The sequence below is a fragment of the Aeromonas sp. QDB18 genome (assembly GCF_027705325.1).
Taxonomy (GTDB): domain Bacteria; phylum Pseudomonadota; class Gammaproteobacteria; order Enterobacterales; family Aeromonadaceae; genus Aeromonas; species Aeromonas caviae.
In genome coordinates this window covers 1-15,888 of the sequence record NZ_JAPDBQ010000100.1, presented here as the reverse complement: position 1 = coordinate 15,888, position 15,888 = coordinate 1, and the positions used below count along the sequence as shown (strand labels likewise).

The window sequence follows — 15,888 nt, the reverse complement described above, 5'->3', positions numbered from 1 at the left end:
ACAGCCTTGCCCCCTCAACTCAAATCCAATTTATGAATAATCAGTCAAAAAAGTGCTTATCTGAACAGCATTGCGGCCAGGCCGGGGTGTTTCGTGTGTGCTGTGTGCCATGACGGCGCGGATCACTGCTCCTTGCAGTCGTTGTAGCGGCTCTGCCACTCCCCGGCGTCATCACGCATCTCGACGAACCCCTCCTTGCCCTTGTTCCACCAGACCACCTCGTGATCGTCGGTATAGCGGGCGCCGGAGGCGGAAACCGCCTGGGGCAGGGTGTAATCCTTGCCATCGGGGAGGGAGAGCTTGACGAAGTTCAGGCTCTCGTCCGAGAGGGAGAAGTAGCGAACCTGCACTTTCTGGTTCTGTTCACACAGATAGGTGACGGGATCGCCGCCGGTCACTCCCAGCTTGCCGCTGCCCAGATCGCAGCCGCCGAGCAGGGTGATGGCGCCCGCCCCCAGTAGAAAGAGCTTGGCGTGTTTCATGTTTGATCCTCACAACGGTGTCATATGGCCTTGAGCCTAACAGGATGAGGCACAACTGCAACCTCGTGGCGGGAGCCCTGCGTCGGGATGTGTCCGTCTCCCTCTGGTCCGTGGGGCAGGCAAAAAAACGCCCCGGCAGGCAAGCGGGGCGAAAGGGAGCCATCCAATGGCTGCAGAAAAGGGTCAGTGGCCGAACCGTGTCGCCTCGAAGCGATTGAGCAGCCGGTGGATGAGGTAGCAGGCGAGCAGGGTGACCACGATGGCAAAGAGGATGCTGCTCACCCGATAGAGGGCGCTGAACACCAGGTCGTTGCCCGGGGTCAGGTACTGGCCGAACAGGATGCCGAGGGTGGTGAGGGCACCGAAGCCGACTCCGGAGCCGCTCGCCTCCTTCACATGGGCATAGCTGAACAGCATGGCACCGAGCCAGAGCACCGGGGTCACCAGCAGCAGCAAGCCGGACCAGTCATAGAGCACCAGTTGCCCCAGGATGCCGAAACTCACCCCCAGCAGGGTGCCCATGGCCCGCTTGCGGGCATAGTCCAGGGCGCCGTTCCAGTGCATGGGGAAGAGCAGCAGCAGGGTGGTGGCCTGGGCGGACATGGAGTCGCGCAGATCGAAGATCTGGAACACCAGGAACGAGAGGGTCGCGATGGACGCCCCCAGCAGGGCTTCGTGGCGCATCCGGTGCGGCGCCTTGGGGGAGGGGGCCGGCCTGGGGCGCTCCTCCACATCCGGAATGAGGGCCGTCATCAGATAGGCGATGAGCACCGACAGGACGCTGGCCCAGAGGTTGCTGAAGATGAGGTCGTTCAGATCAATCCCGGGGTAGCTGGCAAAGTGCAGCATGATGCTGAGGCTGAGCACTCCGTTGGCACCGAACAGGAACAGGCTGCCCCGGGACATGGCGGCGAAACGGTAGAGGAAGAGCAAAAAGACCAGGGGGGTCATGAGCCCCGGGTGGCCGCCAAACAGGCCGCCGAGCAGTCCCACTTCCAGACCGCACATGGCGGCGGAGGCGATGAGCTGGCGGGCGGCGTGACCGTTCATCACCGGCACCAGGCCGAGCAGCAGCACCGGGGTGACGGTGAAGAAGACCCCGTTGCTCCAGCCGAAGATCTTGCACAGCACAAACCCCAGGGTACAGCCAAAGGCGATGCGCAGACACTGGCGCAGTTCGTTGGGGGTGAGGGGTCTGTGCCACAGGTTCATGGTCGTCATCTCAATAGATGTAGTGCAGCAGGCTGAGCAGACGGATCTGGCCGCGGGCCAGCAGCCCGGTCAGGGTGTTGTCCGGCAGCAGCTGCACCGTGGCGCGGGCCCCGGCCGGCAGGTGGGCGGGCAGTTGCTCCAGGGTCAGGTGCAGGCGCAGGCGCTGGGCATCGCGCACCCAGCGATCGGACTCGACGGGGTTCGCAAGCTGGCCGTTGGCGTCAAACTGGCCGGCGCTGACCCCGGCATCCAGGCTGGCGACGCGGGCAGGATAGAGGCGACCGGGCTTGCCGTCGAAGGCGACGAGGGCCTGACTGCCGGCGCTGACGTGGCGCAGGCTCTTCTCGCGAAAATCGGCGATCACGTCCACCTGCTCGGAGACCAGGGCCAGCAGGGGGGAGCCCGCATTGGCCACGCTGCCAGGCTTGAGCTGCAGGTTGGTGATGATGCCGTCCTGGCTCGCATGAACCCGGCTGTAGGCGAGGTTGAGCTCGGCCTGGGCGAGGCGGTTGCGGGCCTGGCGCAGCAGCAGGTTGTCTTCCCCTGGCAAGCCGCGGTTGACGCGGGCCTGCTCTACCCGGGCCTGGCTGCCGAGCAGGTTGGCACGGGCGGTGCGGGCGGCGCTGTCGGCGTCATCTTTCTGCTGTTCAGAGACCATGTGACGGCGGTAGAGGGCGTCGATGCGCGCCGCTTCCCGCTGTTTCTGGTCGGCCTGGGTGCGCAGCGAGCTGTACTCCGCTTCGTAGGCGGTCAGGGTCGCGTCCAGCTGGCGGTTCTGCTGCCTGGCCTGATCCAGGGCGAGCCTGGCCTGATCCACGGCGAGCTGGAAGGGTTCCGGGTCGAGGGCGAACAGCAGATCCCCCTGCTTGACGTGCTGGTTGTTGGCGACGGCGACTTCGACCACCTTGCCGCTGACCTGGGGGGCCATCCGGGTGACGACCCGGGTGGCCATGGCCTGGGGGGTCAGGGGCATCTTGATGTCGGCCAGCAGAAAGTAGCCAAACACCAGGACGAAGCAGACGATGGCCCACTTTATCCAGCGCTTGAATTGTTGATCCGGTGTCATCTTATTCTCTCTCTTCATGCTGTGCGGCTATCTTGCCAAGGGCGTTGGCGGAGATGCGGTGCACAATGTCTTCAAACTGGGCCAGCTCCTGCTGGCTGATGCCGGTGAGCAGCTCCCGGCGCACGGCGATGATGCGGCCCTCGATCTGATCGAGCAGCGCCTTGCCCGCCGGGGTCAGGGTGACGATGCGGGCCCGCTTGTCCTGGCTGCAGCAGTGGCGCTCGATCAGCCCCTGCTCCTCGAGCTGACCCAGGGTCCGCATCAGGGAGGGGAGCTCTATCTCCAGGGCCTCGGCCAGGGTCTTCTGGCTGAGGTGGCCGCCGAGGCGGCTGAGTTTCCACAGGGCGGTCCAGCGGGGATGGGTGAGCCCCAGAGGTGCCAGCTCGAGATCGGCCACGGTGCGCCAGAGCCGGTGCAATCGCCCCAGCTGCTCGGCGAGGGAGAGTTCTCGCAACATCTCCAGATCCTTTTTCATGACGGGCACCTCAATTACTTAGCTTGCGAAGCATTATATTTGTTTCGCAGGCTAAGTAAATAGTGTGATGCAGCTCACGTTCAGGTTTTTTGCCCGGGCCGTGGTGTTTAAGTTTTTATATGGCTTTGCGGGCCAGCTAACCGACAACGGCCGGAGGAGGCGTTAGAGTGGCCACCTTTGAGGTGCGCCAGGCTGGCCATTGACCCGGCCGGGGGACACCCTCACCCTGGGCTTCCCCGTCCGCTGCAAGGTTGAACGATGAAACTGCGCCACCAGCTAGTCACCCTCTCGCTTGGCTTGTCACTGCTGCTGATCCTGATCCTGGGCTGTCTGCTCGCCCTCTTCATGCGCCACCTGCTGGAGAACAACCTGAAGGAGAAGGGGAGCGATCTGGCCCGGGTGCTGGCGGCGGACAGCCGGGTGGTCCAGGCCCTGGAGAAGGGGAGCGATCCCGGGCTGCGGGATTATGTGCAGGGGATCTGCAGCCGCACCGATGCCGCCTACATGGTGGTGACCGACGAACATGCCAGGCGCCTGAGCCACCCCTCGCCCGAGCTGGTGGGCCAGACCTTCCGGGGGGAGGACATCTGGCCTGCACTCCAGTCGCGCGAGAGCTACTGTTCCCGGGACGTGGGCACCTTGGGCCCCGCCATCCGCTGCTTCGCTCCCGTGGTGGGGCCCGATGGCCAGGCCATCGGCGCGGTGGCGGTGGGTTATCTGATGCGCACCGTGGAGGGCACCTATCAGGAGCGGATCGCCCTGCTGGTCGGCGCCATCGCAGCGGTGCTGGGGTGCGGCCTGCTGCTGGCGCTCTGGGTGCAGCACCTGCTGCGCCGCACCCTGCTGGATCTGGAACCGGAGACCATTGCCAATCGCTTCGCCCAGCAGGATCTGGTGCTGGAGGGGATCTCGGAGGGGATAGTGGCCCTGGACAACCAGCACAGGATCACCATGCTCAACAGCGCCGCCTTCTATCAGTTGCGACTGCCCGGCACCGGGCGCCACGCCCTGCTGGGCCGCTCCCTGGCGGAGCTGGCCCCCGGCCTCGTGCCCACGTTGCAGCAAGGGGGAGCGGTCAGGTTCACCGTGCAGGGGGATGACTTCGTCGGCCACTGGCAGGAGCTCAGCGGTCGCGAGCCGGGGCGCATGCTCATCTTCAGCCGGCCAGACGGCACCGGCAGCCTGGGCATGCAGGTGACCCACCTGCGCCAGTACGGCGAGATGCTGCGCATCCAGACCCATGAATTCGCCAACAAGCTCAGCAGCCTCTCCGGTCTGCTCCAGCTCGGCCACGTGGATCAGGCGGTAGACCTCATCCAGCAGGAGAACGAAGCCTGCCAGAACATATTGCAGGATCTGCTGCGGGTCATCGAGAACAAGCCGGTGGCCGGGCTCATCCTCGGCAAGTTCAGCCGGGCGCGGGAGCTGGGGGTAGAGCTGGTGCTGGATGCGGGGTCGGCCCTCGGGGAGTATCCGGCCGAGGTGTCGGCGGATCTCATCACCTGCATCGGCAACCTGCTGGACAACGGCATTCGCGCCGCCTGGGGGAACCGCGAGCACGCCGCGCCCAGGGTGCTGCTCTCCCTCGATGATCTGGGGCGGCGGCTGGTGATCGAGGTGGAGGACAGTGGCGAGGGGGTGGACGAGGCGCTGGCGGATCACCTGTTCGACTACGGTGTCAGCCGCCAGACCGGGGATCACGGGGTCGGCCTCTTCCTGGTCAAGAAGACGGTGGCCAGGCGGGGGGGCGTGATAGAATGGCGCCGCACCGCCGAGCAGACGACCCTGTTCGGTATCTATTTGAATAAAAACCAATTGGTGTAAGTCATGAAGCCAATCTTCACGCTGATTATCGAGGATGACGAGCGGATAGGCGCCATGTTGGGGGAGCTGGTCTCCTCCACGGCCGGGTTCTCCCTGATGGGGCGGGCCGGCACCCTGGCCGAGGCGGATCGCCTGATGGCGGGGAGCGAGCCCCGCTTGCTGATGGTCGACATCTCCCTGCCCGATGGCTCGGGCCTGGAGTGGGTGAGCCGGCTGCGCAGCCACAACCGGGAGGTGATGGTGATGATGGTGACCGCCTCCTGCGACGTGGAGACCATACAGCAGGCCCTCAACCTGGGCGTGCAGGACTACGTCATCAAGCCGCTGCGGCTGTTTCGCATCCAGCAGAGCCTGGAGGAGATCCTGGTCCTGCATCGCCGCCTGTGCGAGCCGGGGGAGCTGGCCCAGAGCGACCTGGACCGCCTGATGGGCAAGGCGCGCAACCAGGGTCGGGAGGCGCGGGAGACCCCCAAGGGGATCGTCGCCATCACCCTGCGACAGGTGCTGGATCTGCTGGCGGGGGAGCCGGACAACACCTTCTCCACCGACACCGTGGCCCTGCGCCTCTCCCTGAGTCGCACCACGGCCCGCCGCTACCTGGAGTTTCTGGAGTCAGAAGATCGGCTGGACGTGGAGCTCAACTACGGCCAGCGTGGCCGCCCGGAGCGGCGCTACCACTGGCGCCGGGAGTCGTGACCCCGCCGCGGGCACAACGCCGAAGAGGCCGCGCACACCATGCTGCGCAGGCCGCGCAGATAAAAGGGAGCCTTTGAGCTCCCTTTTGTTTTGCCCCGATGCGACCCGGCCCTTCTATCTGGGATCGCCCGAGAAGGGGTGCAGGGCGGTGCGGGCGCGCTCGAACAGGGCGATGAGGTGATCTGCCACGGCTCTCACCCGCCGGGAGTGGGCGAGATCGCTGTGGAGCACCAGCCAGATGGGCTGATCCACTCCGAGCTCCGGCAGCAGGCAGACCAGATCCGTCTGGCGGGCCAGGTAGTGGGGCAGCACCGCGAGCCCGAGGCCGGCTTTGGCGGCGGCGAGTTGGGCCGCCAGGGTGCTGGTCTCCACCCGGCAGGGGCGGCCGCGCAGCATGCGGGTCATCCATCTGGCGGCGGGCAGGTGGCTCTGGGTTTCGTTCCAGCCGATGAAGTCATCCTGATCGAAGCTGGCGGCATCCACCCCGGGGCTGCGGGCATCCAGGTAGGCGCCGGTCCCGTAGAGGCCAAAGCCCAGGGTGCCCAGGCGCCGCAGGGTGAGGTGGCCGGCATCGGGCTTGACCATGCGCACCGCGAGATCGGCATCGCGCCGGTGCAGGTTCACCGTCTGCACCCCGGTGACCAGCTCCACCCTCAGCTCGGGGTGCTGGGCAAAGAGCGTCGGCAGGGAGGGGATGATAAGGGGATTGGCCAGGTTCTCGGCGGTGGCGAGGCGCACGGTGCCGGCCACCTGTCCCTGCAACTGCCCCGCCTCGCCAAAGGCCAGCCCCGCATGTTCCAGCGCTTCGGCTCGCTCAAGCAGGGCCTCCCCGTCGTCGGTCAGGCGATAGCCCTGCTGGTGGCGGCTGAACAGGGGCAGGCCGAGGGCCGCCTCCAGCCTGTCCAGGCGCCGGGAGACGGTGGCCACCCCCATGCGAAGGGCGTGGGCGGCACCGCTCAGGGTGCCGCTGCGGGCGATGGCCAGGAAGATGCGGGCGTCGTCCCAGAGCAGGGGATCGTGCATAGTGTTTCCATAATCGGAAGATAGGTTGCCAGTTACCTCTATATCTCATTCATTTTCGGAAGACCATACTCCCCTGCAACTTGTCAGAGAGAAAATGCGATGCAACGACGAACACTGGGAGCCAACCTGCAGGTCTCTGCCCTGGGGCTGGGCTGCATGGGGATGAGCGAATTCTACGGGCCGCGGGACGATGAGACGTCCTTGCGGGTGCTGTCGGAGGCGGTGGAGCGGGGCATCGACCTGCTCGACACCGCCGACATGTACGGCCCCCACCACAACGAGGCGCTGATCGGGCGTTTTCTCGCGACCCGGCGGGGGCAGGTGAAGGTCGCCACCAAGTTTGGCATCGTGCGCCAGCACGGTGAGTACAGGCGTACCCTCGACAACAGTGCACGCTATGCGCGCCAGAGCTGCGAGGGCTCCCTGCGCCGCCTCGGCATCGAGCAGATCGATCTCTACTATGTGCACCGCCTCGATCCGGCCCATCCCGTCGAGGAGACCATGGCCGGGCTGGCGCAGCTGGTACAGGAGGGCAAGATAGCCCGCATCGGTCTGTGCGAGGTGAGCGAGGCCACCCTGAGGCGCGCCCATGCCGTGCACCCGGTGGCGGCGGTGCAGACCGAATACTCCCTCTGGACGCGGGAGGTGGAGGCGGCGGTGCTGCCCGCCTGCCGGGAGCTGGGGATTGGTCTGGTGGCCTACTCCCCCCTGGGGCGCGGGTTTCTGACCGGGCGTTACCAGCAGGAGGCGGTGTTCGAGGAGGGGGATTTTCGGGCCAGTCTGCCGCGGTTTCAGGGGGAGAACCTCGCCACCAACCGCACCCTGGTGCAGGCGGTCATGGCCCTGGCGCAGCAGAAGGGATGCTCGGCGGCGCAGATAGCCCTGGCCTGGCTGCTGGCGCAATGGGAGGGGATAGTGCCCATCCCCGGCACCCGGCGCCTGACCCACCTGGCGGGTAACCTCGGTGCGCTCTCGGTGCGCCTCTCCCCTGCAGAGCTCGGGGCCCTGGGACAGGCCATCCGGACCCTGCCGGTGGCGGGGGAGCGCTATACCGCCGAGGGGATGAAGGGGGTGAACGCATGAGCGGCTCGCACACGGATCGCCGTGAACGGGCGTTCGCGCTGCTGGCCCGGCTCGATCCCCTGGCGCCCACGCGGGTCGCCGCCAGCCTGGATGCCTTGTCACCCGAGCTTGCCGAGCTGGTGCTGGGGTTTGCCTTTGCCGATGTGCTCGCCCGTCCCGGCATCGATCTCTGCACCCGCGAGATGCTCACGGTGGCGACCCTGATGGGGATGGGTACGGCGCCCGGACAGCTCGAGTTCCATATCCGGGCCGCCCTCAATGTGGGGGTCAGCCGGGAGACCATCATCGAGATCCTGCTCCAGGTCGCCGTCTATGCCGGAGTGCCCGCCTGCATGAATGGCATCAGTGCGGCCCGCAGCGCCTTCGCCGCCCATGACAAGGGGCGGGGGGGCAGTGATTAAGGAGGAGACGCCACCCTGGCGAAAAGGTCAGGTGTGCCCTGACGAGGGCAGCAAGAAGGGAGCCGAGGCTCCCTTCTTTCATGGTGCTGGCCGGCTCAAGCCCCTTCTGGCAGAGGACGGCGTACCCTCGGCTTGAGCTGGGAGAGCATGACCCCGGTCAGGATGAGGCCGCCCCCCAGCAGGTGATAGCCGTGGATGGGCTCCCCCAGGGTGATGACGGCGATGAGGGCCGTGCACAGGGGCATCAGGTTCATGAAGACCGAGGTGCGCTCCGCCCCCAGGGTGGCGAGGCCGCGCATCCAGCAGTAGGCGGCGAAGATGGAGGAGGCGAGGCCGGCGAACAGCACCATGCTCCAGCCCTGGGCGGGAATGGCCAGGGAGTCGGCAGAGAGGGCCACCGGGATGAGCAGCAGCACCGCCAGCAGGATCTGCAGGTAGAGGTTGAGCCAGGGGCCGAACGGCAGTTGCCAGCGGCGGATCAGCAGGCCATAGAGGGCATAGCTGGCCGCCCCCAGCAGCATCATGCCGTCGCCGGGGTTGATGCCGCTGTGCAGCAGTGCCAGGGGATTGCCCTGACCCAGCAGCCAGAGCACCCCGAACAGGGAGAGGCTCATGCCGAGCAGCGCCTGCTTGCCCGGCTTCTGGCCAAAGCAGCAGGCCCCGATGAGCAGGGTGAGCAGGGGCAGCAGGGAGCCGATGACCCCCATGTTGGTGGCCGAGGTGCTGTGGGCGGCGTAGTAGGCGAGGCACTGGTAGAGCACCATGCCGAGCAGGGAGAGCACCAGCAGCTTGCCGAGCCAGGGGCGGATGTCGGCCCGGCGGCGCCAGAGCTGCGGCAGGCAGAAGGGGGAGAGCGCGAGGGCGGCGATCACCCAGCGATAGAAGGAGATGGCAGCGGGATCCAGCACGCCGGCGGCGGCCTTGGAGACCACGGTATTGGCGGCCCAGATCAGGATGGCGAGCAGGGGGAAGAGAAAAGGCATAGGCACTCCTTGGTACGATGGGGAGAGTCTAGCCTTGTCTTGAACGAGGTAAGTAGCGTAAATAAGACATGTCATAACCGCTTTGGGACAATCTGCATGGGCACCCTCACCCTGGCCGAGCAGGATCGCCTGCTGGCCGACCCCAACCCCCTCTACTTTCGCTACAGCCAGATCCAGGGGGGCAACGCCTGCGCCGAGCACGCCCACCCCTGGGGTCAGCTCAGCCTCATCAGCCTGGGGGTCATGGTGGTTGAGGTGGGGGGAGAGCGGCTGGTGGCGCCTCCGGACTACCTCATCTGGGTGCCGGCGGACCTGCCCCACACCGCCTTCAACGAGCAGACCCTGGATTACACCTCCATCTACGTGAGCCACGCCCTGGCCCCACGTCTGCCACGGGAACCCCAGCTGCTGGCCCTCACCCCCTTGCTGCGGGCCCTGCTGGAGGACTTCACCCAGCGCCGGGTCGGGCACATGGAGGATGAGTGGGATGCCCGCCAGGGTGAACTCTTCATCGAGAAGCTGGCCCGCACCCGTTGCCAGCCGAGCTACCTGCCCCAGAGCCGGGATCGCCTGCTGGCCCCCTTGCTGGCGGCATTGCAGGCGGCGCCGGAGGACAACCGCACGCTGGTGGAGTGGGCCAGGGCGCTGCACACCACGGAGCGCACCCTGGCGCGGCGCTGCCAGAAGGAGCTTGGCATGAACCTGGGCCAGTGGCGCACCCGGCTGCGGCTGGTGAAGGCGCTGGACTGGTTGCGGGGCGAGATGCCGGTGCAGGAGATCGCCTGGCGCCTCGGTTACGCCTCCACCTCGGCTTTCATCGCCATGTTCCAGCGCGAACAGGGCTGCGCCCCCCAGCGCTATCGCCAGCAACTGGGCCAACCCGTGGCCTGAACCGCATGAAAAAGGGCGCCCGCAGGCGCCCTTGTGGATCACGGGATGGGCTTAGAAGAAGCCGAGGGGGTTGATGTCGTGGCTCACCAGCAGGTTCTTGGTGTTCTGGTAGTGGTCCAGCATCATCTTGTGGGTCTCGCGACCGATCCCCGACTTCTTGTAGCCGCCAAAGGCCGCATGGGCCGGGTAGGCGTGGTAGCAGTTGACCCAGACCCGGCCGGCCTGGATGCCACGCCCCATGCGCCAGGCCAGGTTGCTGTCCCGGGTCCACAGGCCGGCCCCCAGCCCGTACTGGGTGTCGTTGGCAATGGCCAGGGCATCCGCCTCGTCCTTGAAGGTGGTGACCCCGAGCGCCGGCCCGAAGATCTCCTCCTGGAACACCCGCATCTTGTTCTGGCCTGAGAAGATGGTGGGCTGGATGTAGAAGCCCCCCTCCAGCCCGCTCACCTTGGCCGGGCCGCCGCCCAGCAGCATCTTGGCCCCTTCGCCGCGGCCGATCTCCATGTAGCTCAGGATCTTGTCGAACTGCTCGCGGGACGCCTGGGCCCCCACCTGGGTCGTGGTGTCGAGGGGGTTGCCCTGCACTATGGTGCGGGCGCGGGCCAGCACCTTGTCCATGAAGTCGTCATAGATGCTGGCCTGCACCAGGGCGCGGGAGGGGCAGGTACACACCTCCCCCTGGTTGAAGAAGGTCATCAGCATCCCTTCCACCGCCTTGTCGATGTAGCTGCTCTCGTGCTGCATCACGTCGGCGAAGTAGATGTTGGGGGACTTGCCACCGAGCTCCACGGTGGAGGGGATCAGCTTGTCGGCGGCGCAGCGCAGGATATGGGCGCCCACCTCGGTGGAGCCGGTAAACGCCAGCTTCTGGATCCGGTTGCTGGTGGCGAGCGCCTGGCCTGCCTCGGCGCCGAAGCCGTTGACCACGTTGACCACGCCGGGGGGCAGGATGTCCTTGATGAGATCCATCATCAGCATGATGGTGACCGGGGTCTGCTCGGCGGGCTTGAGCACGCTGCAGCAGCCGGCCGCCAGTACCGGGGCCAGCTTCCAGGCGGCCATCAGCAGGGGGAAGTTCCACGGGATGATCTGGCCGACCACGCCGATGGGCTCCTTGAAGTGGTAGCTGACGGTGTTCTGGTCCAGCTCGGCGGCGGAGCCCTCCTGGGCGCGGATGCAGCCGGCGAAGTAGCGGAAGTGATCCACCACCAGGGGCAGGTCGGCGGCCAGGGTCTCGCGCACCGCCTTGCCGTTCTCCCAGGTCTCGGCGACGGCGAGCACTTCAATGTTCTGTTCGATGCGATCGGCGATGCGCAGCAGCAGGTTGCTGCGCTCGGTGACGCTGGTCTTGCTCCAGCTGGCGAACGCCTTGTGGGCCGCGTCCAGGGCGAGCTCGATGTCGGCGGCGTCGGAGCGGGCCACCTCGCAGAACACCCGGCCATCCACCGGCGAGATGTTCTCGAAATAGCGGCCGGCGCGCGGCGCCACCCAGTCGCCACCGATGAAGTTGTCATAACGGGATTTGAAGCTGACCAGGGCACCTGCCTGACCGGGAGCGGTATAAATCATCTCATCATCCTTATGTGTGTGTGGTCCTGACCGGCCTGGCGGGCAGTCCGGTTGCTTCCTGTCATCGCAAGGGGCGTGCCAGCGGGTGGCGCTCTACATAAAAAGGTTGCAAAAACGTTATCAAACGGGGTGCCAAGGGGTATCTTGGTTAACCAGTGCCCCCCAGGACGGCCCCCAAACTGTGCCGTTTCGGAACATCGGGTGTGACACTGTGCCGTTTGTGAACAGGAGACGTGATGAAGGCGCTCCCCCAAGGCGGCCCTATTCGCGAGTGTGTAGAAGGAGGTGTGATGAGCGAGTTGCCTCAATCCGGTGCCAGCCCAATCCAGCGCTCCTGGGAGCGCTGCCTGCATCAGGGGCTGAGCCGCCAGCAGAGCGCCGAGCTGGACTTGCTGCCCCAGGGGGAGCTGTCGGCTCGCCAGGAGCAGCACAGGACGCTCATCGCCTGCTTCCAGCGCTTCGTGCTGCCGCTCTTTGGCCAGTTGCTGGCGGGGAGACCCTGTCGTCTGCTGTTGTGTGACGGCGAGGGGGCTATCCTCGCGGTGAGCGGAGACGACCGGTTTGCCCGCCATGCCGAGCGCATTTTTTTGCGCAGCGGCGCCCGCTGGGGGGAGGCGAGCAAGGGCACCAACGCCATCGGCACCGCGCTGGCCGAGCAGAGCGAGGTGCAGGTGCTGGGGGCGCAGCACTTCTTCGCCCAGCACAGCTTTCTCAGTTGCAGCGCCTGCCCCCTGCTCGGGCCGGACGGGCAACTGCTCGGCGTGCTCGACATCTCCACCGATGCGGCCCACCACGGCGGCGACATGCTGGGCACCGTGCGCCTCCTGGCCATGACCCTGGAAAACGCCCTGCTGGCCCGCCAGCCGGGCTGGCTGGTGGATCTCGATCCCCAGAGTCTCTGGTCTGCCCGCCTGCTGCTGGGGGAAGGGGGCGAGCTGCTCGGGGCCAACCGGGCCGGTCGGCTCTGGCTCGGCCAGCACCCCTTCGACGGTCAGCAGTTGCTGCGCGAGCGCCGCGGCCTGCGGCTGGTGCCGGAGGCGGGGGAGCGCGCCGCCAGGCTCCCCCTGCCGAGCGCGGTTGAGGAGGGGGGATCGCAGGCGCAGCAGGTGCCGCTCAAGATGCTGGAGCGGGGCATCTCATTGCTCATCGAGGGGGAGACCGGCAGCGGCAAGGAGCACCTGGTGCGCACCCTGCACGCCAGCTCGAGCCGTCGGGAGCGGCCTCTGGTGTGCGTCAACTGCGGCGCCTTGCCGGCGGAGCTGGTGGAGGCCGAGCTGTTCGGCTATGTGGGGGGGGGGCCTTCAGCGGTGCCCGCAGCCAGGGCAGCCAGGGCTATCTGCGCGCCGCCCACGGCGGCATCCTGATGCTGGATGAAATTGGCGAGCTGCCGCTCCAGGCCCAGACCCGGCTGCTGCGGGTGTTGCAGGAGCGCGTCGTCACCCCGGTGGGCAGCCACAGACCCGAGGCGGTGGATTTCTGGCTGGTCAGCGCCAGCCATCGGGATCTGGCGGCCATGGTGGCGGCCGGCACCTTTCGCGAAGATCTCTACTACCGCATCTGCGGCTGGCGCCAGCAACTGGCACCCCTGCGGGCCTGGTCGGTGCCCGAGCGTCAGGGGCTGATCCTGAACCTGCTCGCCCAGATGGACCCGGCGCTACAGCTGAGCCGGGAGGCGGAGCAGCGGTTGCTGGCCCACCCTCTGCCCGGCAACGTACGCCAGCTCAAACAGGCGCTGGAGGTGGCCTGTGTGCTGGCAGAGGGGCAGGGCTGGATTGAACCTGCCCATCTGCATCTGCCCGCCGTGGCGGGGGGAACGAGCTCACCTTTGGGAGGGAGTACCCTGCGCGAACAGAGCCGGCAGCGGGTGCAGCAGACCCTGGCAGAGTGCGGCGGCAACGTGAGCGAGGCGGCGCGCCGTCTTGGCATCAGTCGCACTACCCTCTATCGGGCACTGCGGGAGGAGGGGTGAAGGGTGTCGCGCCATCCAGCGCTTGTGTAGACTGCGAAGGCAAGGACGTTTTTTCGTTATGTTTCCATCGCAGGGAGTGCGCAATGATCCATCTTACGACCGACGAGGCCCCCCGCCTCTCTCCCGGCTGCTGGCCGATGCCGCTTGCGCCCCATGGGGCCCGTGCCGGTTAGTCGGCACCCGTCTGCGCCCGGTGCGGCGCGTGTAATAACCTTGGATCTGGATCAGCGCGGTCCGGCGTTTCAAGGTGTAGGGTAAAAGCCCTTTTTCAGGTGTGATGCCGATGATCCCTTCCTATTCCCGCATGACGACGCTGTTGTTCTGGTGCCTGCTGGCGGCGAGCCTGCTGGCCATGGTGTTATTCGAATTCGGACCCGAGCGGCGGCTCGACATCCTGAGCCAGGCCGGTTTGTCCGTGCGTGCCCAGGATGACAGGGCCCACAAGGGCTCCTCCGTCGCCACCCTGAGTCAGGGGGGCGACAGACCCGCCATCCAGTGCACCCTGCGAAGCCAATATGCCTATCCTTTCTGCGAGCTGGTTCTGACCCTGACCAACCCCGAGCGGGGGCTGGATCTTTCCGGCTTCACCGGGGTGCGGGTGAGGCTGGATGTAGAAGGGCAGGGGGTACAGGCCTGGCGCCTTTATCTGCGCAACTACGATCCCGTCTACTCGACGCGGGAAGACGAGAGTTCCCACAAGTTCAACGAAGTGCTCTTCACCGCTAGGGATTTTGGTCGTGAGCAGGATGTCCCCCTGAATGTCTTTGCCCCCAGCTCCTGGTGGGTGCAGCAGTACGACATTCCGCTGGTCCAGCAGGGGCCGGATCTGCACCATGTCTACGCCATCGAGATCGCCTCCGATGACAAGATGTTGCCGGGGGAGTACCGGTTGCGGCTCGAGCGGCTGGAGTTCTATGGCCGCTGGTGCAAGCCGGGGGACTTCTATCGCTACCTGCTGCTGGGGTGGCTTGTCTACGGCGTGCTGCTCTTCCTGGTCCAGAATCTGATGTTTGGCGATCGGCTGCGCAAGGCCAGGGAGGCGCGCCTCGCGGCTGAAGCCCTGAGTGCGAGCCTGTGCGAGCAGAACCGGCGCACCGAGGAGGAGGCCCGCTACGATCCCCTGACCGGGGCCCTCAACCGGCTCGGCGGCGAAAAGCTGCTCGGGGAGCTCGGCGAGATGCCGCTCTCTTTCATCTATATCGGCATCGATCACTTCAAGGGGGTCAACGACGGTCACGGCCACCCGGTGGGGGACGAGGTGCTCAAGCACATGGTGAGCGAGCTGCTGCGCCATTGCGACAGCCTGTGCCGACTGGTGCGCTGGGGCGGGGAGGAGTTCGTGCTGGTCTGTCTCCATTACGACGAGGGACGGGCCGCCGCCCTGGCGGAGCGGCTGAGAGGGGCGCTGGAGGGGTACAGGCACTGGCCGCTGGGGCTCGGGATCACCGCCTCCTTCGGGGTGGCCGAGCGGCGCAAGGATAGCCTGGAGCAGGCGCTCAAGCGGGCCGACGAGGCGCTCTATCAGGCCAAGCAGAATGGTCGCAACCGGGTGGAGGTGGCGCCCGACTGAACCGGCGCTGGAGCCCATGGCCGGGCGGGGCTATCATGCGCCCCATCATCCATCCGAGGAGAGATGCCATGGCACAACACATTGGCGCCCTGACGCTGCTGGTGGCGGATTACGACGAGGCCATCACCTTCTTCACCCGGGGAATGGGCTTCGAGCTATTGGAAGACACCCCCTCGACGAGCCGGGCAAACCGGGCAAACGCTGGGTGCGGGTCGCTCCCAAGGGGGCTCCCGGTTCCGCACTGCTGCTGGCCCGCGTGGCCAACGAGGAGCAGCGCGCCGCCATCGGTCGCCAGGGGGGCGGTCGGGTCTTCCTGTTCCTCGAGACAGACGACTTCTGGGGCGATTACGAGCGGATGCTGGCCTATGGCGTTCATTTTTGTGAACAGCCGCGCCTCGAACCCTACGGCACCGTGGTGGTGTTCGAGGACATCAGTGGCAATCGCTGGGACCTGCTGCAACTCGCTGCTGCCAACTGAATCTGAAAACGTTTATCATCCCGCCCGTCATAAAGTCATAAAAGTGTCACAGAAAGTTCTAATAATTGGCGCACCCATCTTCACAGAGGCTGTCTCTTGATCAGATCTTGATCCCCTGCGCCATCAGATCCTTGGCGGCAAGAAAGCCATCCAGTTTACTTTGCAG

General features: G+C 66.2%; 13 protein-coding genes and 2 pseudogenes. 8 read left to right on the top strand and 7 right to left on the bottom strand.

Features of this window, described 5'->3' with window-relative positions:
• Positions 1-122 precede the first annotated feature (122 nt).
• The 4 genes from OKC30_RS14655 to slyA all read right to left on the bottom strand — a co-directional run bounded on the left by OKC30_RS14655 (position 123) and on the right by slyA (position 3,235).
• On the bottom strand, positions 123-482 hold the full coding sequence (locus OKC30_RS14655; protein WP_010673456.1) for an MliC family protein: 360 nt from the start codon (positions 480-482) through the stop codon (positions 123-125).
• 183 nt (positions 483-665) lie between these two features.
• Positions 666-1,694, bottom strand: a complete 1,029-nt coding sequence (locus OKC30_RS14650) for a DUF2955 domain-containing protein (RefSeq protein ID WP_010673457.1) — start codon at positions 1,692-1,694, stop codon at positions 666-668.
• 10 nt (positions 1,695-1,704) lie between these two features.
• Positions 1,705-2,760, bottom strand: coding sequence for an HlyD family secretion protein (locus OKC30_RS14645; RefSeq protein WP_160838010.1), 1,056 nt, complete (start codon positions 2,758-2,760; stop codon positions 1,705-1,707).
• A gap of 1 nt (position 2,761) precedes the next feature.
• Positions 2,762-3,235 (bottom strand): transcriptional regulator SlyA, encoded by a 474-nt coding sequence (gene slyA / locus OKC30_RS14640; protein ID WP_010673459.1) that lies wholly within the window; start codon positions 3,233-3,235, stop codon positions 2,762-2,764.
• A gap of 258 nt (positions 3,236-3,493) precedes the next feature.
• On the opposite strand from slyA, the gene OKC30_RS14635 reads away from it, so the two are divergent.
• Both OKC30_RS14635 and OKC30_RS14630 read left to right on the top strand, forming a co-directional pair.
• Positions 3,494-5,059: an ATP-binding protein gene (locus tag OKC30_RS14635; RefSeq protein WP_160838008.1), complete on the top strand. Its 1,566-nt coding sequence runs from the start codon at positions 3,494-3,496 to the stop codon at positions 5,057-5,059.
• Between the two features lie 3 nt (positions 5,060-5,062).
• Positions 5,063-5,755 (top strand): response regulator, encoded by a 693-nt coding sequence (locus OKC30_RS14630; RefSeq protein ID WP_270664585.1) that lies wholly within the window; start codon positions 5,063-5,065, stop codon positions 5,753-5,755.
• Positions 5,756-5,869: 114 nt separating this feature from the next.
• Here the strand turns inward: OKC30_RS14630 and OKC30_RS14625 are convergent, their stop codons facing one another.
• On the bottom strand, positions 5,870-6,778 hold the full coding sequence (locus OKC30_RS14625) for a LysR family transcriptional regulator (protein WP_160838006.1): 909 nt from the start codon (positions 6,776-6,778) through the stop codon (positions 5,870-5,872).
• 99 nt (positions 6,779-6,877) lie between these two features.
• Here OKC30_RS14625 and OKC30_RS14620 point away from each other — a divergent pair, with 99 nt between their 5' ends.
• Together OKC30_RS14620 and OKC30_RS14615 are read left to right on the top strand one after the other, a co-directional pair.
• Complete coding sequence (locus tag OKC30_RS14620; RefSeq protein ID WP_160838004.1) at positions 6,878-7,861, top strand: aldo/keto reductase; 984 nt, start codon at positions 6,878-6,880, stop codon at positions 7,859-7,861.
• Positions 7,858-8,262, top strand: coding sequence for a carboxymuconolactone decarboxylase family protein (locus tag OKC30_RS14615; protein WP_160838002.1), 405 nt, complete (start codon positions 7,858-7,860; stop codon positions 8,260-8,262). Before OKC30_RS14620 ends, OKC30_RS14615 begins: the two co-directional genes overlap by 4 nt.
• 95 nt (positions 8,263-8,357) lie before the next feature.
• Here the strand turns inward: OKC30_RS14615 and OKC30_RS14610 are convergent, their stop codons facing one another.
• The gene (locus tag OKC30_RS14610; protein WP_010673465.1) at positions 8,358-9,245 is read right to left on the bottom strand and encodes a DMT family transporter; all 888 of its coding nucleotides are present in this window, start codon (positions 9,243-9,245) and stop codon (positions 8,358-8,360) included.
• Between the two features lie 96 nt (positions 9,246-9,341).
• On the opposite strand from OKC30_RS14610, the gene OKC30_RS14605 reads away from it, so the two are divergent.
• Positions 9,342-10,136: an AraC family transcriptional regulator gene (locus OKC30_RS14605; RefSeq protein WP_160838000.1), complete on the top strand. Its 795-nt coding sequence runs from the start codon at positions 9,342-9,344 to the stop codon at positions 10,134-10,136.
• 51 nt (positions 10,137-10,187) lie between these two features.
• Here OKC30_RS14605 and exaC read toward each other — a convergent pair whose 3' ends face one another.
• The gene (gene exaC / locus OKC30_RS14600; protein WP_139737338.1) at positions 10,188-11,705 is read right to left on the bottom strand and encodes an acetaldehyde dehydrogenase ExaC; all 1,518 of its coding nucleotides are present in this window, start codon (positions 11,703-11,705) and stop codon (positions 10,188-10,190) included.
• 290 nt (positions 11,706-11,995) lie between these two features.
• Here exaC and OKC30_RS14595 point away from each other — a divergent pair.
• From OKC30_RS14595 to OKC30_RS14585, 3 genes and pseudogenes are all read left to right on the top strand, one after another.
• Positions 11,996-13,674 (top strand): annotated as a pseudogene (locus OKC30_RS14595) (sigma-54-dependent Fis family transcriptional regulator).
• A gap of 283 nt (positions 13,675-13,957) precedes the next feature.
• Entirely contained in the window at positions 13,958-15,244 is a 1,287-nt protein-coding gene (locus OKC30_RS14590) for a GGDEF domain-containing protein (RefSeq protein WP_160837998.1), read from the top strand.
• Between the two features lie 68 nt (positions 15,245-15,312).
• Positions 15,313-15,722 (top strand): annotated as a pseudogene (locus OKC30_RS14585) (VOC family protein).
• Positions 15,723-15,888 lie beyond the last annotated feature (166 nt).